Raw genomic sequence first — 19,366 nt, 5'->3', positions numbered from 1 at the left:
GAGCCGCAGCGGACCTCCGCAGCAGCACGCCAAAGGATGAGACCCGTGACCTTCAAGGCTGAGTACATCTGGATCGACGGCACCGAGCCGACCGCGAAGCTTCGCTCCAAGACGAAGATCATCGCGGGCGAGGGCCTCGCCCTGGAGGAGCTGCCGATCTGGGGCTTCGACGGCTCCAGCACGAACCAGGCCGAGGGCCACGCCTCGGACCGCGTCCTCAAGCCGGTCTTCTCCTGCCCGGACCCGATCCGCGGCGGCAACGACATCCTGGTGCTGTGCGAGGTCCTCAACACGGACATGACGCCGCACTCCTCCAACACCCGCGCCGCGCTGGCCGAGGTCGCCGGGCGCTACGCCGCGCAGGAGTCGATCTTCGGCATCGAGCAGGAGTACACCTTCTTCGACGGCACCCGTCCGCTCGGCTTCCCGGTGAACGGCTTCCCGGCCCCGCAGGGCGGTTACTACTGCGGCGTCGGCGTGGACGAGATCCACGGCCGCCCGATCGTCGAGGCGCACCTGGAGAACTGCCTCAAGGCCGGTCTCGGCATCTCCGGCATCAACGCCGAGGTCATGCCCGGTCAGTGGGAGTTCCAGGTCGGCCCGCTGGCCCCGCTGGAGGTCTCGGACCAGCTGTGGGTCGCCCGCTGGCTGCTCTACCGCACGGCCGAGGACTTCAACGTCGCCGCGACGCTCGACCCGAAGCCGGTGAAGGGCGACTGGAACGGCGCGGGCGCGCACACCAACTTCTCCACCAAGGCGATGCGCGAGGGCTACGACGCGATCATCACCGCGTGCGAGGCGCTCGGCGAGGGCTCGAAGCCGCTCGACCACGTCAAGAACTACGGCGCCGGCATCGACGAGCGCCTGACGGGCCTGCACGAGACCGCCCCGTGGGACGAGTACTCCTACGGCGTCTCGGACCGCGGCGCCTCGGTCCGCATCCCGTGGCAGGTCGAGCAGGACCAGAAGGGCTACATCGAGGACCGCCGCCCGAACGCGAACGTGGACCCGTACGTGGTGACCCGCCTCATCGTGGACACCTGCTGCGAGGCCCTGGAGAAGGCCGGCCAGGTCTGATCCCGCGCACACCCGGACAGGGGCGCCCGCCGTTTCACACGGTGGGCGCCCCTGCGGCGTTGTCGGTGCCGCCTGGGACAGTGGGCTCATGCTCGACATCGCGGTGGAGACCGAGAACCGGGAGAAGCACGTCCGGCCGTCCGAGGAGGACCTGACCGGACTCGTACGGCGCATCGGCGCCGAGGGGGACCGCTTCCTGATCCTGCAGCGGATACCGGACCTGCCGGCCGTCTTCGCGCAGGTGTGGCACGCCGCCGACGGGCCCTTCCACCTGGAGCACCGGGCCGGCGCGCCCGAACGGCACTTCGAGACGCGATTCGACACCCCGGAGCGGGTCGCGGAGGTCCTGACGGCCTGGGCACGCGGCGACGCCGACTGGGACGCCGGGCCGACCTGGCAGAACATGGGCTTCCCGGCCGCGCCGGCCGTCCCCGAACTCCCCGGGGAGATACGGGAGGAGATCGAGGGCCGGGTGCGCTCGCTGCTCGTCTGCGGCTACGACGACCGGGTGCGGCTGACCCGGATCGCCCGGGAGGAGGTGTTCTCCCCCGACGAGCACCCGGTGTCCCGGGAGCAGGCCGAGGCGCTGGTGGACCGGCTGTGGCTGGAACGGGTCGGGGAGATGGCCGGCTGGGAGGGCACGACCGACCCGGAGCGCATCACCGCCGCCTTCGCCGAGCTGGACGCGGCCGGGATCGTCGCCCGCGAGCACTTCACGTGCTGCCGGTCCTGCGGCACGGCGGAGATCGGCGCCGAGGAGGGGGCGGACCGGGCGCGCGGGTTCGTGTTCTTCCACACCCAGTGCACCGAGGGCGCGGCGAACGGCGGGCCGCTGCACCTGCTGTACGGCCGGTTCGACGACTCGGCGGAGACGGCGGCGGCGGCGGTCGGCGAGGAGGTGACCCGGGCGCTGCGCCGGCAGGGGCTGAGCGTGCGGTGGGACGGGGATCCGGGGCAGGCGATCCTGGTCACGGGTCTCGACTGGCGGAGACGGCTGACGGGTTGAGGGCGCGGGCGGTGGACGAGCCGTCGTTTTCCGGCCGGTCGAGGGGTGTGACGCGACAGGGGGTGCTCAGCTCGTTTCCCTCCTGGTTTAATAGGGATATGGCCATCATGCAGAACGACACCGCGACGGGTCGCCACGACCTCGAGCCGTTCTGGCCTTCCCGTCAGCACCACGACTTCGACCGGTGCTGTCGACGCGTGAGGAACGCGTCGGCCCTCTAAAGCCCCGATCGGTACGGTCCGATCCCGGCCTTCGGCCCACGCGCACGACGTACGAGACCTCTCCGTCCGTTCCCCGCGCGAAAGAGCTGACCTGCCATGGCCCACACCCAGACCGCCTCCCTCACCGCCGTCCGTCCCGGCCGGCACCGACTGCGCGCCGTCGACCCCAACGAGGTCGTGGACTTCTCCCAGGTGGCGGACTTCCTGCCGCCCGGCGCCACCCTGCTGCCCGCGCCCCAGCACACGCTGCCGACGCTGCCGGGGCGCCCGCCGATGGTCGGGTACCTCGTCCTCGTCCCGGCCGACCAGCAGCCGCACCTGCCCACGGGCCCCGCTCCCGCCTCCGCTCCGGCTCCCGTCGCGGCGGAGGAGCAGGGGCCGGTGACGATCGACGGCGTGCAGCGGATCGCCCTCGTCGACGGGCAGGCGCTCGACCTGACGTACCTCGAATTCGAGCTGCTCGCCCACTTGGTGGCACACCCTCACCGGGTGCACACGCGCGACCAGTTGGTCACGACGGTGTGGGGGTACGGACACGTGGGCGACGGCCGGACGGTCGACGTGCACGTGGCCCGGCTGCGCCGCAAGCTGGGCGCCGAGCACCGCCACACGATCCAGACCGTGCGGCGGGTCGGCTACAAGTACACCCCCTGACCGGGCCGTCGGGGACCCGGACCGTCGCGGACCCGGACCGTCGGGGGCCTCGCGTTCCTCCCCTGGCGGAATCCTCCGGGAGCGGAACTCCCTGGCCCCGGCCGTGCCCGCCGGGCAGGCTCGGACCATGAGACTGCTGATGCTCGGAGGTACGGAGTTCGTCGGCCGCGCGATCGTCGAGGACGCGCTCGAACGGGGCTGGGAGGTGACGGTCTTCCACCGGGGCCGGCACGCGGCTCCGGCGGGGGCCGCGTCGCTGATCGGGGACCGCACGGCCCCCGACGGCCTCGCCGCGCTCGCCACCGGTTCCTGGGACGCCGTCGTGGACACCTGGTCGGCCGCACCCTCGGCGGTCCGGGACGCGGCCCGGCTGCTCGCGGACCGGGCGGGGCGGTACGCGTACGTGTCGAGCCGCTCCGTGTACGCCTGGCCGCCCGCCGCCGGACTCGCGGAGGACGGGCCGCTGGTGGAGGGCTCCCCGGACGACGGGGACGTGCCCTACGCGGAGTCCAAGCGGGGCGGCGAGCTCGCCGCCACCGCCGCCTTCGGGCCCGACCGGGCACTGCTCGTCCGGGCGGGCCTGATCCTCGGCCCGTACGAGAACGTGGGCCGGCTCCCCTGGTGGCTGGGCCGGATCGCCCGCGGCGGCTCCGTCCTCGCCCCCGGGCCGCGGACGACGCCGATCCAGTACATCGACGTCCGCGACCTCGCCGCATGGACGCTGGACGCGGTGGCCGCCGGGCTGTCGGGGCCGTACAACCTCGTCTCGCCGCCCGGGCACACCACCATGGGCGGGCTGCTCGACGCCTGCGTGCGGACGACCGGCTCCGACGCCGAGCTGCGCTGGACGGAGCCGGAGGCGCTCCTCGCGGCCGGGGCGGCGCCCTGGACGGAGCTGCCGGTGTGGCTGCCGCCGGGCGAGACGTACGACGCGATGCACACCGCCGACGTCTCCCGGGCGCTCGCGAGCGGGCTGCGCTGCCGGCCGGTGGAGGAGACGGTCGCGGACACCTGGGCGTGGCTGGAGTCCCTCGACGGCGTCGCACCGCAACGACCGGACCGGCAGGGGGCCGGGCTCTCCCCGGAACGGGAGGCGGAGGTCTTGGCGGCGCTGGCGAAGGGGTGAGGGGGTGGGGGCGCCCACCCGCCCGTGCGGGCGCGCACCTGCCGGGCGGTGCCCCTTCCGCCACCTCCATGTGGGCGCGCACCTGCCGGGGCGGCTCCCACCCGCCCGTGCGGGCGCGCGCCTTGCGGGGCGGTGCCCCCCGGCCCCCGCCGTGTGGGCAATCGTCCCGCTGGGGCGGGACGGGTGGGCACACGGGACGGCGCCCTCAGCGGCGCCTCCGCGTTCCGCGCCTGGACCCGCACCACGAGGGCGGCGCACAGGCCGGTGCGGGTCAGGGCACGGGAGCCTCGGGCGCCGGCAAGGGGCGCCGTTCCGTTGTGCCCACCCTCCCCCAAGCTCTCGGCTTCGCTCGAGCAGGGGGACCCCCCTCGCCCCAGCGGAACGACTGCCCACAACGGGGGGCGCGGGGATGGGTGGGCGCCGTCCCGGCGGAACGGGTGCCCACAGCGGGGTGGGCGGGGGTGGGCACCGCCCCAGTCGGCGCGACCACAACGGGGCGGGCGGGGGCGGGCGGGCACCGGTCCATCGGGGCCATTGCCCACAACGGGGGCGGGTGGGCGCCGCCCCGGCAGGTGCGCGCCCGCAACGGAAGCGTGGTGCGTTTCGGGCGGACCTGCTCGGAGCAGGGCGATCCATTACCGTTCGACAGGAACGTGCACGAATCGGAGGAGTCGACGCCATGCCCGCCATCCCCGCCACCTCCGTCGCCAACCTCCGCGATCTCGGCGGCCTGCCGCTGGGTGACGGGCGTTCCGTCCGGCCCGGTCTCGTCCTCCGCTCCGCCCTTCTCGACCGGCTCGACCCCGCCGAGCCCGCCGTCGCCGGGCTCGGCATCCGTACCGTCGTCGACTTCCGGACGGCGACCGAGCGCGGCGACCGGCCGGACCGGCTGCCGACCGGCGCCCGGCTGCTCGTCGCGGACGTCCTCGCCGACTACCTGTCCGGCAGCGGACTGCCGCCCGCCGCGCGCCTGAAGTCCCTGCTCGCCGATCCGGCGCTCGCCGAGGAGCACCTCGGCGGCGGCCGGGTCCGGGCGGCCTTCGCCCGGACCTACCGGACCTTCGTCTCCAGCGACTCCGCCCGTGCCTCCTACCGCGCCCTGCTCGACGAGCTGGGCACGCCGGACGCGGGGCCGCTGCTCTTCCACTGCTCGGCGGGCAAGGACCGTACGGGCTGGGCGGCGACGGTCGTCCTGTCCCTGCTCGGCGCGGACGAGGAGACCGTGCGGGCCGAGTACCTGGCGGTCAACCCGGCGGTGCGGCTGGCGTTCGCGCCCATGATCGAGGGCTTCACGGCCCAGGGCGGCGACCCCGAGCTCGCGCTCGAACTGATCGGGGTCCTGCCGGAGTACCTGGACGCGGCGCTCGACGAAGTGGCGGTCCGGCACGGGACGATGGAGAAGTACGTACGGGAGGGCCTCGGCGTCCCGGACGAGGTGACGGAGCTGATCCGCGAGCGCCTGACGGTCCCGGCGGCCTGAACCTCCCCCGTACGGGCCGGGGTGACCATCGGAAGAATCGCTCGTTCTGCTGAACGTGAGCACCCAGGATCTCGTTCCCTCGCCCGTGGGTCCCGTCGATGTCGAACAGGCCGAGGCCGCGCTCGTCGAGCGGTATCCGCGGCTCGTCCGCATCGCCTATCTCGTCCTGCCGCCGGCGCTCGGCCGCAACCGCCGGGTGCTGACCGCGCACGCCCTCGTCCAGCGGTCGCTGCCCCGCCGACGGGTCCCGGGCCCTGCAGTGCCCGGTCCGCGGCGGGACGAGGACGCGGTGGATCCGGGCTACGCGTACGTACGGGGCGAGGTGCTGCGGCAGGCGCTGATCGCCGGGCTGCCGCTCCGGCGCCTCGCGCTGCCGCGCCGGGCCCAGTTCCCGCCGCTGCTGCCGCACGTGTGGGGGCTCCGGCTCTTCCCCCGGGTGGGCGGCGCCGACGAGCTCGCCCTGGACCAGCGGCTGTCCCGGCTCTCCGGCCCCGGCCGCGCGGCGTACGTGCTCCGCGGGCTGGAGCGCCAGGGCGACCCGGAGGTCCTGCGCGTCCTGGCGGCGGCGGGCGTCGAGGACCCGGCGGCGGCCCTGGCGGAGGCGGACGCGCTGGACGCGGACGCTCCGGACGCGTCGGAGGGCCCCGCCCCCGAGGCGTTCCGCGTCGGCGAGCAGGGCGACCCCCGGAGGTCCGGGTCCCCGGACGGCGCCACAGGCGCGCCCGGCCGGACGGGCGCCCCGGCCGGAGCCGGCGCCTCCGGTGGCCGTGCCGCATCCGGCGCCGGCGCCCGGGGCGGCCGCTCCGACCGGGTGGGCGAGCAGGCCGGTCCGGGCAGGGCCGGTGGCCGTTCCGGCGGGGCGGAACGGGAGGAAGGCGCGGCCCGGGGCGACGGCCCCGAAGGAGCCGGCCGGGCCGGGGGCGACGAGCAGGTCGGAGTCGGGGGGCCCTCGGTGCCGCCGGGCGCCGGTGCCACGTCCGGAAGGCCCCCGGTCCCGGCAGGTGCCGGCGCCGCGCCCGGGAGGGCCTCCGGGCCGTCCCGTACCGGCGGCGCTCCCGACCTCCCCCGGCGGCTCAGTGGGGCCGCTCTGCTCGAGTCCGACGAGTTCGATCCGTGTGCCCTGCAGGCGCGGCCGACCGATCTGATGCGGCGGCGGCAGCACGCCCGGGCCGCGTTCGTCGCCGTCGTGGCGCTCGTGGTGTGCGGGACGCTGCTCGGGCTGCCCGGGGACGGCTGGGGCAGAAACGGTGCTGCGGCGCCCTCGTACGCCCGTAACCCCGCCGCCGAGGCCGCCCTCGACCCCGGTGCGGTCAGGCGGGTGGACCCGGCGGTCTGGCCGGGGTCGACGCGGCAGGACTTCTCGGTGTGGCCCGCGCGCGGCGGTCTGACCGGCGACAGCGCGCTGCTGCGGCGGGCGCTCGCCGTGTGGGCCCGGCCCGGCGGCTCCGTACGGTCCTCCGCGACACCGGGGACGCCCGTCGGGCCGCCGATGGGGCCGCCGCAGCTGCTGTTCGCGGGGCGGGTCGACGCCATGCGGGTGGTGCTCTTCCACGACGGGCTGCGGGCCGTGCGGTACGCGGAGCCGGTCGAGGGGACGGCGGGGGCCGCGCTGGACTTCGCGCGGACGGACGCGGCCGACTCGGTCGGTTCGGCGGCGCTGGTCGTCTCCCGCGCGGCGGGCAACGTCCGCTATCTGACGGCCCCGTGGGTGCGGGAGACGGCCGTACGGGACCTCCTCGCGCCCGCGAAGGCGCCGCGGCCGCTGGTGCGGGACGCCGACGGGGTGACCGACCCCGTGCCGAGCCCCGCACGGGGCGGCGCCTGCACCCGGTGGAACACCCTCCAGGTGCGGGAGGGTCCGGGGACGCGGCTCCTCGCCGACCTGGGCGAGTTGGCCCCGGCCCGGTTGCTGTGGGGGCCGCCCGCCGCGCCCGTGGACGCGACGGGGACGGAGGCGCGGGAGGCGTGGGCGCGGACGGCGTGCCAGTTGGCGGAGGTGCGGGCGCGCGGGGTGCGGTCGGTGAACGCCTGGCGGTTCGCGCGGCAGCCATTGCCCGAGGGTGCCGGGCACGGCACCTGGGTGTGCACGCGCGCGGAGACCTGGCGGGGCACGGGCAGCCGGGTCCTCGCCCAGTTCCTGGTCCCGTCGCCCGAGGTCCCGGCGGCGCTCGCGGCCCGCTCCGAGGGTTCGCCGGCCTGCGGGGTGCGGGATCCCCGGGTCCTGGCGGGCGTGCTGTGGCAGGCGCCGGCCGGCGGCTGGTTCGTCCTGGCGGCGGGCAGCCCGGACTTCACGTCCCTGGAGGTCTCGGGCGGGGTGAAGGGCCGCTCCGCCGGGCCGCTCCTGGCGGTACGGGCGTCGGCGGGCGCGCGGGCGGACCTGAACGGCGCCCTGGGGGACGGCACCCGGAGGACGGCCCTGCGGTGACCGGGGCAGCAGGTGCCTTGCGGTGACGGAAGCGACGGCCGCCCTGCGGTGACCGGAGGTAACGGGAGCGAAAAGACGGCGCACGGACCTGTTGCCACGCCCTACCCCTCAGTACATTGACATCATGTCTAATACGCAGCCTGCACCGGTGGCGTCGGAGCACGTCGAGCTCAAGGCCCGCAAGGTCTCCTTCGACTGGGAAGAGACACCGCTCCACTGGGTACCGGGCGACCCCTTCACCACGCACACGATCAACGTGCTGCACCTGCTGCTGCCGGCCGGCGAGCGCTGGTTCGTCCACGTCTACAAGCAGGCGCTGCCGTACATCACCGACGACCGGCTGCGCGAGGACGTCATCGGCTTCATCGGCCAGGAGGCCATCCACTCCCAGGCCCACGACGACGTCCTCCCCCACCTGCGGAAGCTGGGCCTCGACCCCACCCCGTACACCGCGCAGGTCGACTGGTTCTTCGAGAAGCTCCTCGGCGACCGCACCCTGCCGCCCGGCCGGCCGCGCCGCTGGTGGCTGATGGAACGGGTCGCGCTGATCGCCGCCATCGAGCACTACACCGCCTTCCTCGGCGACTGGGTCCTCAACGCCGACGCGCTCGACCGGGTCGGGGCCGACCCGACGATGCTGGACCTGCTGCGCTGGCACGGGGCGGAGGAGGTCGAGCACCGCGCGGTCGCCTTCGAGCTCTTCATGCACCTCGACGGCGGCTACCGGCGCCGCGCCCGCACCTGGGCGCTCGCCTTCTCCGCACTCGTCTTCCTCTGGCAGCGGGGCATCCGCTTCTTCATGGAGAACGACCCCAGCCCGCTCGACCCGAAGGCCTCCAAGGCCTCCTTCGCGGACTTCGTCCGCAAGGGCCGGCAGGGCGTGCTGCCCTCCACCCCGGCCATGCTGCGCTCCATACCCCGCTACCTCAGCCGCGCCTACCACCCCTCCCAGGAGGGCGACACCGCGCAGGCCATGGCCTACCTGGCCTCCTCCCCCGGCGCCAACGGAGGCCGCTGATGCCCCGCTTCACCACCGTCGCCCTCGTCGCCGGGGCCGCGCTGCTCGTCCGCCGCGCCGTCCGCAGCCGGATGAGCACCGCCCCGCTCTGGCCGATGCCCGCCCTCGACGTGCCCGTCTCCGGCTACGGCCGGGGCAGCACCGTCCCGCGCAAGGTCCTCGTCACCGGACGCACCACGCCCGCCGAAGGAGTCGTCGAACTCCGCCTGGAGGGTGCCGGGCTGCCCGCCTGGCAGCCGGGCGCCCACATCGACCTCGTCCTGCCCTCCGGGCTCGTCCGGCAGTACTCGCTCTGCGGCGACCCGGGCGACCCGTCGGCGTACACGGTGGCCACCCGCCTCATCGAGGACGGCCGGGGCGGCTCGCGCGAGGTCCACGAGCAGCTCCACGAGGGCGTGGAGATCGAGATCCGGGGGCCCCGCAACCGCTTCCCGCTGGTCGACTCCCCCGCGTACGTCTTCGTCGCCGGCGGCATCGGCATCACCCCCGTCCTGCCGATGCTCCGGGCCGCCGAGGCGGCCGGGGCGGACTGGCGGCTCGTGTACTGCGGGCGGAGCCGGGCCACCATGCCGTACCTGACGGAGATCGAGGCGCTGGGGGGCGAGCGCGTGACCGTCGTCGCCGAGGACGAATCCGGCTTTCCCGGGCTGGAGTTCCTCGCCCACCTGCCCGACGGGACGGCCGTCTACTGCTGCGGGCCCGACGGTCTGGCGGACGCGGTGGGCGCGGCGATGCCGGAGGGCCGGACGCCGCGCCTGGAGCGCTTCACGGCCGCCGCGACGACCGGCGGCACCGCCTTCGAGGTCGAACTGCGCCGCTCCGGGCGCACGTTGACGGTGGCGGCCGACCAGTCGCTCCTGTCGGCGGTCCGCGAGGAGCTGCCCGGCATCGCGTACTCCTGCCGGCAGGGCTTCTGCGGCACCTGCCGACAGCGGGTCCTGGAGGGCGAGATCGACCACCGCGACGAGCTGCTCACCGACGACGAGCGGGACGACTCGATGCTGATCTGCGTCTCGCGCTGCGCGGGGAAGCGGCTCGTCCTGGACCTGTGACGCCTACGGAAGGACCAGCCAGTCCAGGGCCAGCGCGGTCAGGAGGCCGCCCGCCAGGAGCCAGGTGCCGAGGCGGGTGCGACCGTTGCGGGAGAGCTCGATCACGATCCCGCAGAGGATCATGGCGAGGCCGTACACGCCGACGACCAGGACGGACGTGCGGCTCGCGAGCCGGATGACGAGCACCACGGCCAGGGCGACCAGGAGCACGGACGCGGCGGCGACGCGCAGCCGCCGCGCCTGCTTCGGGGTGAGCCCCTCGCCCTGCGCGGCTCCTTCGGCGCCCTCCGAAGACCCGTCCGACCCGTCCGACTCCTCGGGCTCGTCCGACTCCTCGGGCTCGTCCGATTCCTCGGGCTCGTCCGATTCCCCGGGCTCGTCCGACTCCCCGGACTTCTCGCGGACTTCGGGGGACTCCGGGTCCTCCTGGGCCTCTTCGGCCTTCCTGGGCTCGTCGGCCTCCGGGGCCTCGGCAGTCGGGGTGTCCTGGTCGGAAGCGCTCATGGGGCAGGAGCGTAACGGACGCGGTTAGGCTGTTCGTATGACGACCGGGGTGCGCCGCAGGATGGGCGTCGAGGAGCGCAAGCAGCAGCTGATCGGGGTGGCCCTCGAACTCTTCGGCCACCGCTCTCCCGACGAGGTCTCCATCGACGAGATCGCCGCGGCCGCGGGCATCTCGCGGCCGCTGGTCTACCACTACTTCCCCGGCAAGCAGAGCCTCTACGAGGCGGCGCTGCGGCGGGCTGCGGACGAGCTGGCGGCCCGCTTCGTGGAGCCGCCGCGCGGGCCGCTCGGGGCGCGGCTGCTGCGGGTGATGGGCCGGTTCTTCGACTTCGTGGACGAGCACGGGCCGGGCTTCGCGGCGCTGATGCGCGGCGGGCCCGCCGTCGGCTCGTCCACGACGAACGCCATGATCGACGAGGTACGGCAGGCCGCGTACGAGCAGATCCTGGCCCATCTGGCGGTCGAGAAGCCCTCCGCCCGGCTCGAACTGGTCGTCCGCTCCTGGGTGTCGCTCGCCGAGTCGACGGCGCTGCTGTGGCTGGACGGCCGCCGGGTCCCGCGCGCGGAGCTGGAGCTCCAGCTGGTGCACGACTTCGCCGCGCTGGCGGCGGTGAGCGCCGCGTACGACGCCGAGATGGCGGAGATCCTCATCCGGATCCTGGCGGACGAGCCGGCCGACGGGCCCTTCGGGGATCTGGTGGCCCGCCTCGCCGCGCTGGTGCCGCAGGCCCCGTCCGTCGTGCCCGATCAGACCTTGCGGTAGGACGCTTCGAGGTCGCGGACCTCGACGGACAGTCTGACTCCCTCGCCGGCCTTGAGGTACGCGGGCAGCAGGTGGAGGACGGCCTCCGAGAGCCGCGCCTTGGCCTCGTCCGTGCGGCCGGACAGCAGGGCGATCTCGACGTGGACGATGACGTCGTCGGTCCCTCCGCCGCCGACGACCACCTCCTCGACCTCCCGGAACCGGGTCTTGCAGGCGTCGAGCGTCGCGTCGACCGTCTTCACGACGAGCGGGTGCAGGGCGAGCGCGAAGCCGCGCCGGTCGAGGGGGGCGGAGTAGTCGACGGTGATCTGCGGCATGGGGGCGCTCCTGGCCGGAAAGAGGGGGATGTCGGGCGTCTGGCCATACCTTTACGGTGAGTGCCATGAACGCACAAGTGACCTTCCGGCAGGCGGACGAACGCGATCTCGACCTTCTGGTGGAGTTGTTCGACGGGGCCGCCCACTGGATGGTGCGGAACGGAATCGACCAGTGGAAGCCGGGCGGGAAGAGCGCCGAGCACTTCCGGGAGCGGATCGCCGGGGGCGAGGTGTGGCTCGCGTCCCACGAGGGGCGCGCGGTGGGCGCGTACGAGCTGTGGTGGGAGGATGAGCAGGCCTGGGGCCCGCAGCCCCCGGTCGCCGGGTACGTCCACCGGCTCATGTCCGACCGGGAGGCAGCGCCCGCCGGTACGGGACGGGCGCTGCTCGCGCACGCCGAGGGGCGGATCGCGGCCCGCGGGCGGGCGGTCGCACGGCTCGACTGCGTGTCGAGCAACCCGCGGCTCCGTACGTACTACGAAGCCGCGGGCTACCGGGTCGTCGGCGAGGAGCCGGGGAAGCTCGGCGCCGACGGGACCCGGTACGGGGTCACCCTGCTGGAGCGGCCGCTCACCCGGCCTTGAAGACCGCCACCGTCCGCGCCGGGACCGTGAAGGTACCCGAGGCCTGCTCGTACGCGGCCGACTTCACCACGGTGTCGGAGCCGCCGGCCTGGACCGGGTGGAGGCGGTAGCCCTTCCCGGCCAGGTCGGCGATCTTCTGCGAGGTGCCGCTCGGGGTCGCGTTGAGGACGACCACCAGGTCGCCGAGGCGCATGGTGAGGACGCCCAGGGTCTCGTCGCGGCCGGAGAGCGGGAAGGACAGGGCCTGCTGGACGCGGTCCGTCGTGGCCAGGGAGAACACCGGCTCGGTGGTGCGGATCTTCTGCAGGTCCCGGTAGGCGGCGGAGGCGCCGTCGATCTGCGCGCAGCCGACCGTCAGGGCCGGGTTCACGAGCAGGGGCCTGCCGTAGGACCACTTGGCCTTGTTGTCGGCGGCCGGCGGCAGGCCGCGGCCGAAGCCGTTGCCGTCGCGGCAGTCCCAGTGGATGGCGTTGAACCAGTCGCCGCTGTCGAAGGAGTTGCGGTCCAGGGACTTGGAGCGCAGCAGGTCCGAGCCGGCCTGGGAGAGGGCCGGGCCCTGCGAGAGGGTGGCCGTCGCCATGGCGAGGACCTGCATGCGGGCGCGGTCGGCCGGGGAGGTGTCCGCCGGCAGCTTGAAGGCGAGCGCGTCGTACAGGGACTCGTTGTCGTGGGCGTCGGTGTAGGCGAGGGCGTCGCCGGGGGCGGCGGCGTATCCGGCGGGGGCGCCGTTGTAGTCGACCTCGGAGCCCTTGACCGTGCGCCCTGAGGTGTCGGTGAAGGTGAACCCGGCGAGGTTGCCGGTCAGGCCGACCTTGATGAGGTCCTGGTAGTGCAGGAGGCGGGCCTTCTGCTGCTCGGGGCTGCCGTTGGCGCCCGACGTGTTGGGGTCGGTGTAGAGGCCGGAGGCGAAGCCCTGGACGCCGGGGTCCTCGTCGAAGGGGCCGCCGCCGCGCACGGCGTCACGGGCCCGGTCGGAGAAGGTGGCGACACCGGTGCCGGCCATGTTCTTCTGGGTGGCCTGGACGAAGCGGGCGTCGTCGACGACCTCGCCGAAGTTCCAGCCCTCGCCGTAGAGGACGATCGCCTTGCCGTCGACGCCGTCCTTCTCGACGGTCAGGCCGTCCAGGGCCTTGCGCACGGCCAGAATGTTGGCCTTCGGGTGGTGGCCCATGAGGTCGAAGCGGAAGCCGTCGACCTTGTACTCCTTGGCCCAGGTGACGACCGAGTCGACGACGAGCTTGCCCATCATGGCGTTCTCGGGCGCGGTGTTGGCGCAGCAGGTGGAGGTGGCGACGGAGCCGTCGGCCTGGAGGCGCTGGTAGTAGCCGGGGACGATCCTGTCGAGGACGGACTTGTCGGACTGTCCGGCGGCGACGGTGTGGTTGTAGACGACGTCCATGACGGTGCGCAGTCCGTCGCCGTTGAGGGCCTGGACCATCTGCCGGAACTCGACCGTGCGGCGGGTGCCTTCGGGGTCGGTGGCGTAGGAGCCCTCGGGGACGGTGTAGTGCAGGGGGTCGTAGCCCCAGTTGTAGGCGTCCTTGGCGGCCGCCGCGGTGACGCAGGCCTGCTGCTCCTCGGAGTCGGGGGCGTAGACCTTCAGGTCGCAGGCGGGGGTGGTCCGGTCGGACTTCTTCTCGGGGACGGTGCCGAGGTCGAAGGCCGGGAGGAGGTGGACGTAGGAGGTGCCGGAGGCGGCGAGGTCGCGGAGGTGCCGTGAGCCCTTGCTGTCCTTGTCGGTGAAGGCGAGGTAGGTGCCCTGGTGGCCGGCCTTCGCCGTGGGGTCGGCGATCGAGAAGTCCCGGATGTGGAGTTCCTGGATCTGGGCGTCCCGCAGCGGCACGGCGGCGGGCTTCTTCAGGGTCTTCCAGCCGGCGGGGGCGAGCCTCGGGTCGGCGAGGTCGACGACGAGGCTGCGGGCGGAGTCGGTGGTGAGGGCGGTGGAGTAGGGGTCGGTGACCCGGTTCTCGACGACCTTCCGCACGCTCGGGGCCCAGACCTTCACGACGTACCGGTAGGGCTTGCCCGCCCAGGTCCGGGGGCCGGTGACGGACCAGACGCCGGAGGCGGGGTCGCGCCGCATGGGCAGGGTCTTCCCGTCGAGTTCGAGGGAGACGGACTGTGCGGTGGGGGCCCACAGGGAGAGGGTGGGGCGGCCGCCGTGGAAGACCGGGCCGAGGTCCGCCTTCGTGGCCTTCGCCGCGTACAGGTCGTCGAGGACGCCGGCGGTCTGGACGCCGGTGGCGGCGAGCAGGGCGCCGTTGGCGGCGCGCTGGGTGGCGATCAGCTGGCCGCGCAGGGAGTCCCGGACGCGGTCGGCGTCGCGCGGGTCGACGGTGAAGGCCGGGTAGTCCTTGAGGTGGGGGTGCGTGGCCTTCTGGGCGTCGGTGAGGCTTCCCGGGGTGAGGCGGAGCCACCGGCCCTCGGTGTTCAGGGCGCCGTCGGTGACGGTGATCCCGCCGTCCTTCGCGTACACCAGCTGCTGGCTGGTGGCGTCGGTGGTCTTCACCTTCCAGACGACGGTGTTCCGGTCGATCCACTGGGCCTCGGCCTTGCCGAGGTCGAGGTTCGGGGTGCCGCCGACGGTCGGGAGGAGGTACGCGGGCTGTCCGGAGAGCAGCCAGACCTCGTGGCCGTAGGTGGCGAGGTCGAGGGACTGGTCGGTGGGCAGGTCCTTCTCGTCGCCCTTGTGGAGGATGTACGAGAGGGAGCTCGCGCCCTCGGCGAGGGGGACCTCGTAGACCGCGCCGTACGCGTCGGTGCGGACGGGCATGAGGGGCTTGGACCAGTCGGTGGGCCGGGCGGCGCCGGTCCAGGTGTGGAGGCCCCAGCCGTCGTAGTTCCCGTCGGCCCGCTGGTAGTGGATGACGGCCTTGGTCTTGTCCGGGGCGGCGGGGGCCGGGTTCGTGTCGGACTGGCCGTCGGCGCCCTGCGTGATCCAGACCTCGCCGGTGCGACCGAGGTTGATGCTGCGCTGCGGTCCGTCGGCGGCGGCGTCCTTCTCGACGGTGTACGTGACGGTGGAGGCGCCCTCGGGGACCTTGACCCAGGCGAAGGCGCCGAAGGCGTCGCGGCCGGTGAAGACGGCGTCCTGGCCGGCGGCCCTCAGCTTCCAGCCGTCGTAGTTCCCGTCCTCGCGCCGGTAGTGCACGACGGCGTAGGGGCGCTCGACGGCGACCGGCTTCTCGGGGGCCGGGGGCGCGCCGGCGGTGGTGGCGGCGAGGGCGCTCGCGGTGCGGCCCGCGCCGTCCACGACGACGGCCTTGTAGCGCAGGGCGGTGCCGGCGGGGGCGGTGACGTGCTGGGTGACCTTGTAGGGGGCGTGGTCGGCGGTGCCGAGGGTCTGCCAGCGGCCGTCGCCGACCTGGGCGGCGAAGACGACCCGGTCGAGGCCGTCTCCGGTGACGTCGGCGGAGAGTTCGACGGTGCCGGTGGAACCGGCGGCCGGGGCCTTCAGGGACACGGTGGGCCCGGTCGCCGGGGCGGGCAGCGGGGCACCGGCCTTGAGGACCAGGGAGGAGAGGGCCGGGACGGTGACGGTCACCTCGCCCCGGGAAGCCGCGACGGCGCCCTGACCCCCGTACAGCGCGCGGAAGTCGGCGGAGTCGACGGGGACGGTGACGGTCTTCGCGGTGGTGGCGCCGTTGACGGCGACCAGGTACTCGGTCCGCGTCTTCGGGTCGGTGCGGGTGAAGGCGTAGACGGAGCCCTCGGCGTACCGTTCCCGCTGGACGCCGTCGCGGAGGGCCGGGTTCTCCCGGGTGAGCTTCGAGAGGGCGGCGATCGAGCGGTAGAGCGGGTGCGTGGTGTCGTACGCGTCGGAGGCGTGGGTGCGGTCGGTGCCGAGCTGGTCGTCGTCGAGGTAGTCGGCGGTCTTCGAGGCGAAGAGGGTCTGGCGGGCGTCCTTGTCGCCGCCGGGGCCGGTGAAGCCCTGCTCGTCGCCGTAGTAGATCACCGGGTTGCCCCGGGAGAGGAACATCAGCTCGTTGGCGAGGCGGTCGCGGCGGACGAGTTCCTCGTCGGAGGCGTGGGGGTTGTCCTGCTTCAGGAAGGTGCCGATGCGGCCCATGTCGTGGTTGCCGAGGAAGGTCACCTGCTCGTAGGCGTTGGCCTTGTCGGTGGTGTAGCGGTAGTCCTCGGCGAAGACCTTGGCGAGGCGGTCGGCGCCGGCGCCCTGGGAGGCGAAGGCGCGGGCCGCGTCCTGGAAGGGGAAGTCGAGGGTGGCGTCGAGCCGGCCCCGGGTGACGTACGGGGAGGTGACGGCGGTGTCGGCGGAGTACACCTCGCCGAACATGAAGAAGTCCTCGCGGCCCTGCTTCTTCGCGTACGCGTCGAGGGCGGTGGCCCACTGCGTCCAGAAGTCCAGGTCCACGTGCTTGACGGTGTCGATGCGGAACCCGTCGATCTTGAAGTCGCGGACCCACTTCTCGTAGATCCTCTTCATGCCGTCGACGACCTCGGGACGCTCGGTCCACAGGTCGTCGAGGCCGACGAAGTCGCCGTACTCGGCGGACTCCCCCACCCAGGTGGAGTCGCCCCGGTTGTGGTACATCGTGGGGTCGTTGAGCCAGGACGGGACCTTGCCGCCGGTCGTCGTCGGCGTGTACGGGAAGGAGTCCGCGTCCACCTTCCCGATCGCGGTCCGGTCGTCGAAGGGGAGGCCGGAGGCGTCGAGGTACGGGTAGGCGCCCTTGGGGCGGTAGCCGTACTTCTTCTCCGCGTAGTCGACGGTGTCGGCGGTGTGGTTGGTGATGACGTCGAAGAAGACCTTCATGCCCTTGGCGTGGGCGGCGGCGATCAGCCCCTCCAGGTCCTCGTTGGTCCCGAAGTGCGGGTCGACCTGGGTGAAGTCGGTGATCCAGTAGCCGTGGTAGCCGGCGGACGCGTCCTTGCCGGTGCCCTGGACGGGCCGGTTCTTGAAGATCGGCGCCATCCAGATGGCGGTGGTGCCGAGGCCCTTGATGTAGTCGAGCCGTTCGGTCAGGCCCTTGAGGTCGCCGCCCTGGTAGAAGCCCTTGTCGGTGGGGTCGAAGCCGGTCTCCAGGCGGCTGCCGGTGAGGCCGCCCCTGTCGTTGGAGGCGTCGCCGTTCGCGAAGCGGTCGGGCAGGACGAAGTAGAACTGCTCGCGGGTGAGGTCCTGGCGGGCCGGCTGGGCCGCGAGGGCCCGGTCGGAGGGCGGGGCGGGGGGCCGGGGCGCGGCCGTCGCGGGGACGGCGGGCACGAGGGCGGCGCACAGCGCGGCGGCCAGCGCGACCGCCGTTCTCTTGCGTGTCACGGGGGTGCTCCCTGGAGGTACGGGAAGAGAGGGCCGCCCCGGCGGGACGGCCCTTGCGAGGGGGAGGCTCAGTTTCGGAAGGTGTCGTTCAGGACGATCTGGCCCGAGGCGGGGACGGTCGCGGTGCGGTTGGCGCCGGACTCCCAGGTGACGTTCCCGGCCGCGTCCTTGCGGAGGTACTTGTACTCGAAGGCCGTTCCGGCGGGCAGGGACACCGTCAGCTTCCAGACGGGGTACGCGGCCGGGTCGAGCTTGAGGGCGGAGGCGGGGGCCCAGTTGCCGAGCTCGGCGCGGTTGCCGGTGACGTAGACGTTCTGGCCGGTGACCGTGGTGGCGTTCACGTTGAAGGAGGCGCCGGTGGTGGCCGGCTGGGTGCCGCAGGCCATGGCCCCGGTGTGCAGGGCGAGGGCGGTGTTCGCGGCGAGGGTGGCCGTGAACTGGCCGGAGGAGTTCACCGTGACGGCGGTGTTGGACTGCACGTCGCAGTAGGCGCCGGCGGGCAGGGAGGTCTGGAAGGTCCTGGTCAGGGCGGAGGACTCGTGGTTGATCGCCACGTACGCCTTGGAGCCGCGGCCGAACGCGATCGCGTTGCCGCCGTTGTCCCACCAGTTCGTGACGGCCTGCCCGCGGGCGGTGTTGCGGAAGGCCACCATGGAGGAGATCTCGCGCCAGGCGTGCTGGCACTTCCAGCCGTCGCTGTAGCAGGCGTTCACCTGGCCGTTGTTCGGCGGGCCCGCGTCCTTGTCGGTCCACTCGTAGCCGGAGTGGACGTCCGGGGAGCCGTAGGGCCAGGCGAGCATGAAGACGGAGGCGAGGGTGTAGTTCGCGCCGTCCTTGTAGTTGAGGGTGTCGCCGCCGCGCTCGGTGTCGTGGTTGTCGACGAAGACGCCGGACTGGCCGGAGGGCATGTAGCCCCAGGCCTCGCCGAAGTTCTTGAGGTAGGCGAGCTTCTCGTTCTGCAGGACCCGCTTGAGGTCGCGGGCGTAGCGGAACTCCTGGACGTCGCCGTTGCCGAGGTACTCGCTCGGGGAGACGGCCTCGCCGGCGCCGTAGATGGCCTCCTGCTTCCAGTAGACGGAAGGATTCGTCAGCCGCGACTTGATGTTCGCGAGGTCGGCGGCCGGCATGTGCTTGGCGGCGTCGACGCGGAAGCCGTCGACGCCGAGCGACAGCAGGTCGTTGAGGTAGCCGGCTATCTTCCCCCGGACGTAGTCCTCGCCCGTGTCGAGGTCGGGGAGCTGGACCAGTTCGCAGTTCTGGACGTTCGCCCGGTCCTGGTAGTTGGAGATGGCGGACCGGCAGTCGTCCATGTCGGCGCCCGAGTAGAGGCCGGGGTAGTCGTACTTGGAGAACGGGGTCCCGCCCGTTCCCGTGCCCGATCCGTTCGCCATGTGGTTGATGACGGAGTCGGCGACGACCTTCACGCCCGCCGCGTGGCAGGTGTCGACCATGTTCTTGAAGGCGGTGCGGTCGCCGAGTCGTCCGGCGATCTTGTAGCTGACCGGCTGGTACGAGGTCCACCACTGGCCGCCCTGGAGGTGCTCCTGGGGCGGGGACACCTGGACGTATCCGTATCCGGCGGGGCCGAGGCGCTCGGTGCACTCGCGGGCGACCGAGGCGAAGTTCCATTCGAACATCACCGCGGTGACGTCCTTCTCGCCGGGTGGGGCGGCCTGCGCCGGGGCGTTGCCCGTGACGGCCGCAGCGGCTCCCGCCACGAGGGCGAGTGCAGCTGCCACGGTCTTTCTGGCCATGTCTCCTCCTGCTGACTTCACTGTCGCAAGAAGTTGCCGAAAATGTCAGCAACTGTTTTCAGCCGTGACCGTATGAGCGCCCCGGCGCCCGGTCAACCCTCCGGACACCT

Annotated in this window: 14 protein-coding genes; 10 read left to right on the top strand and 4 right to left on the bottom strand. The window is 73.4% G+C overall.

Annotated elements, in window-relative coordinates; genetic code table 11:
• The first annotated feature begins 45 nt into the window (after positions 1–45).
• From glnII to BLW86_RS26985, 8 genes are all read left to right on the top strand, one after another.
• Positions 46–1,077, top strand: a complete 1,032-nt coding sequence (gene glnII / locus BLW86_RS27025) for a glutamine synthetase (protein WP_093876446.1) — start codon at positions 46–48, stop codon at positions 1,075–1,077.
• Positions 1,078–1,165: 88 nt separating this feature from the next.
• Positions 1,166–2,083 (top strand): DUF6891 domain-containing protein, encoded by a 918-nt coding sequence (locus BLW86_RS27020; protein ID WP_093876445.1) that lies wholly within the window; start codon positions 1,166–1,168, stop codon positions 2,081–2,083.
• Positions 2,084–2,400: 317 nt separating this feature from the next.
• Entirely contained in the window at positions 2,401–2,958 is a 558-nt protein-coding gene (locus BLW86_RS27010; RefSeq protein ID WP_093876444.1) for a winged helix-turn-helix domain-containing protein, read from the top strand.
• A gap of 127 nt (positions 2,959–3,085) precedes the next feature.
• Complete coding sequence (locus BLW86_RS27005; RefSeq protein WP_093876443.1) at positions 3,086–4,084, top strand: NAD-dependent epimerase/dehydratase family protein; 999 nt, start codon at positions 3,086–3,088, stop codon at positions 4,082–4,084.
• Between the two features lie 679 nt (positions 4,085–4,763).
• Positions 4,764–5,564 carry a tyrosine-protein phosphatase gene (locus BLW86_RS27000; RefSeq protein WP_093876442.1) on the top strand — a complete coding sequence of 267 codons (801 nt, stop codon included), beginning with the start codon at positions 4,764–4,766 and terminating at the stop codon, positions 5,562–5,564.
• 55 nt (positions 5,565–5,619) lie between these two features.
• Positions 5,620–7,989, top strand: coding sequence for a hypothetical protein (locus BLW86_RS26995; RefSeq protein ID WP_093876441.1), 2,370 nt, complete (start codon positions 5,620–5,622; stop codon positions 7,987–7,989).
• A gap of 124 nt (positions 7,990–8,113) precedes the next feature.
• Positions 8,114–9,007, top strand: a complete 894-nt coding sequence (locus BLW86_RS26990) for a metal-dependent hydrolase (RefSeq protein ID WP_093876440.1) — start codon at positions 8,114–8,116, stop codon at positions 9,005–9,007.
• Positions 9,007–10,059: a PDR/VanB family oxidoreductase gene (locus BLW86_RS26985; RefSeq protein WP_093876439.1), complete on the top strand. Its 1,053-nt coding sequence runs from the start codon at positions 9,007–9,009 to the stop codon at positions 10,057–10,059. The genes BLW86_RS26990 and BLW86_RS26985 overlap by 1 nt, the downstream gene beginning before the upstream one ends.
• A 3-nt stretch (positions 10,060–10,062) precedes the next feature.
• Here the strand turns inward: BLW86_RS26985 and BLW86_RS26980 are convergent, their stop codons facing one another.
• Positions 10,063–10,563: a hypothetical protein gene (locus tag BLW86_RS26980; protein WP_093876438.1), complete on the bottom strand. Its 501-nt coding sequence runs from the start codon at positions 10,561–10,563 to the stop codon at positions 10,063–10,065.
• 37 nt (positions 10,564–10,600) lie between these two features.
• Here BLW86_RS26980 and BLW86_RS26975 point away from each other — a divergent pair, with 37 nt between their 5' ends.
• On the top strand, positions 10,601–11,326 hold the full coding sequence (locus BLW86_RS26975) for a TetR/AcrR family transcriptional regulator (protein WP_093876437.1): 726 nt from the start codon (positions 10,601–10,603) through the stop codon (positions 11,324–11,326).
• On the opposite strand, the gene BLW86_RS26970 is transcribed toward BLW86_RS26975, so the two are convergent.
• Positions 11,311–11,643, bottom strand: coding sequence for a 5-carboxymethyl-2-hydroxymuconate Delta-isomerase (locus tag BLW86_RS26970; protein WP_093876436.1), 333 nt, complete (start codon positions 11,641–11,643; stop codon positions 11,311–11,313). The genes BLW86_RS26975 and BLW86_RS26970 overlap by 16 nt on opposite strands.
• A 65-nt stretch (positions 11,644–11,708) precedes the next feature.
• Between BLW86_RS26970 and BLW86_RS26965 the strand changes: the two genes are divergently transcribed.
• Positions 11,709–12,227 carry a GNAT family N-acetyltransferase gene (locus BLW86_RS26965; protein ID WP_093876435.1) on the top strand — a complete coding sequence of 173 codons (519 nt, stop codon included), beginning with the start codon at positions 11,709–11,711 and terminating at the stop codon, positions 12,225–12,227.
• Here BLW86_RS26965 and pulA read toward each other — a convergent pair.
• Both pulA and BLW86_RS26955 read right to left on the bottom strand, forming a co-directional pair.
• Positions 12,214–17,502, bottom strand: a complete 5,289-nt coding sequence (gene pulA, locus BLW86_RS26960; RefSeq protein WP_093876434.1) for a pullulanase-type alpha-1,6-glucosidase — start codon at positions 17,500–17,502, stop codon at positions 12,214–12,216. The genes BLW86_RS26965 and pulA overlap by 14 nt on opposite strands.
• Before the next feature lie 68 nt (positions 17,503–17,570).
• Complete coding sequence (locus BLW86_RS26955; RefSeq protein ID WP_093876433.1) at positions 17,571–19,256, bottom strand: carbohydrate-binding module family 20 domain-containing protein; 1,686 nt, start codon at positions 19,254–19,256, stop codon at positions 17,571–17,573.
• Positions 19,257–19,366 lie beyond the last annotated feature (110 nt).

Source organism: Streptomyces sp. TLI_105 (assembly GCF_900105415.1).
Taxonomy (GTDB): domain Bacteria; phylum Actinomycetota; class Actinomycetes; order Streptomycetales; family Streptomycetaceae; genus Streptomyces.
This window is presented reverse-complemented; position numbering and strand designations above follow the sequence as displayed.

Bases quoted from the DNA above. Each gene is read 5' to 3' on its own strand.
- BLW86_RS27005 (WP_093876443.1), top strand. From the start codon at position 3,086: ATGAGACTGCTGATGCTCGGAGGTACGGAGTTCGTCGGCCGCGCGATC.
- BLW86_RS26985 (WP_093876439.1), top strand. From the start codon at position 9,007: ATGCCCCGCTTCACCACCGTCGCCCTCGTCGCCGGGGCCGCGCTGCTC.
- BLW86_RS26955 (WP_093876433.1), bottom strand. From the start codon at position 19,256: ATGGCCAGAAAGACCGTGGCAGCTGCACTCGCCCTCGTGGCGGGAGCC.
- BLW86_RS26975 (WP_093876437.1), top strand. From the start codon at position 10,601: ATGACGACCGGGGTGCGCCGCAGGATGGGCGTCGAGGAGCGCAAGCAG.
- BLW86_RS26980 (WP_093876438.1), bottom strand. From the start codon at position 10,563: ATGAGCGCTTCCGACCAGGACACCCCGACTGCCGAGGCCCCGGAGGCC.
- BLW86_RS26990 (WP_093876440.1), top strand. From the start codon at position 8,114: ATGTCTAATACGCAGCCTGCACCGGTGGCGTCGGAGCACGTCGAGCTC.
- BLW86_RS27000 (WP_093876442.1), top strand. From the start codon at position 4,764: ATGCCCGCCATCCCCGCCACCTCCGTCGCCAACCTCCGCGATCTCGGC.
- BLW86_RS26970 (WP_093876436.1), bottom strand. From the start codon at position 11,643: ATGCCGCAGATCACCGTCGACTACTCCGCCCCCCTCGACCGGCGCGGC.
- BLW86_RS27020 (WP_093876445.1), top strand. From the start codon at position 1,166: ATGCTCGACATCGCGGTGGAGACCGAGAACCGGGAGAAGCACGTCCGG.
- BLW86_RS27010 (WP_093876444.1), top strand. From the start codon at position 2,401: ATGGCCCACACCCAGACCGCCTCCCTCACCGCCGTCCGTCCCGGCCGG.
- BLW86_RS26965 (WP_093876435.1), top strand. From the start codon at position 11,709: ATGAACGCACAAGTGACCTTCCGGCAGGCGGACGAACGCGATCTCGAC.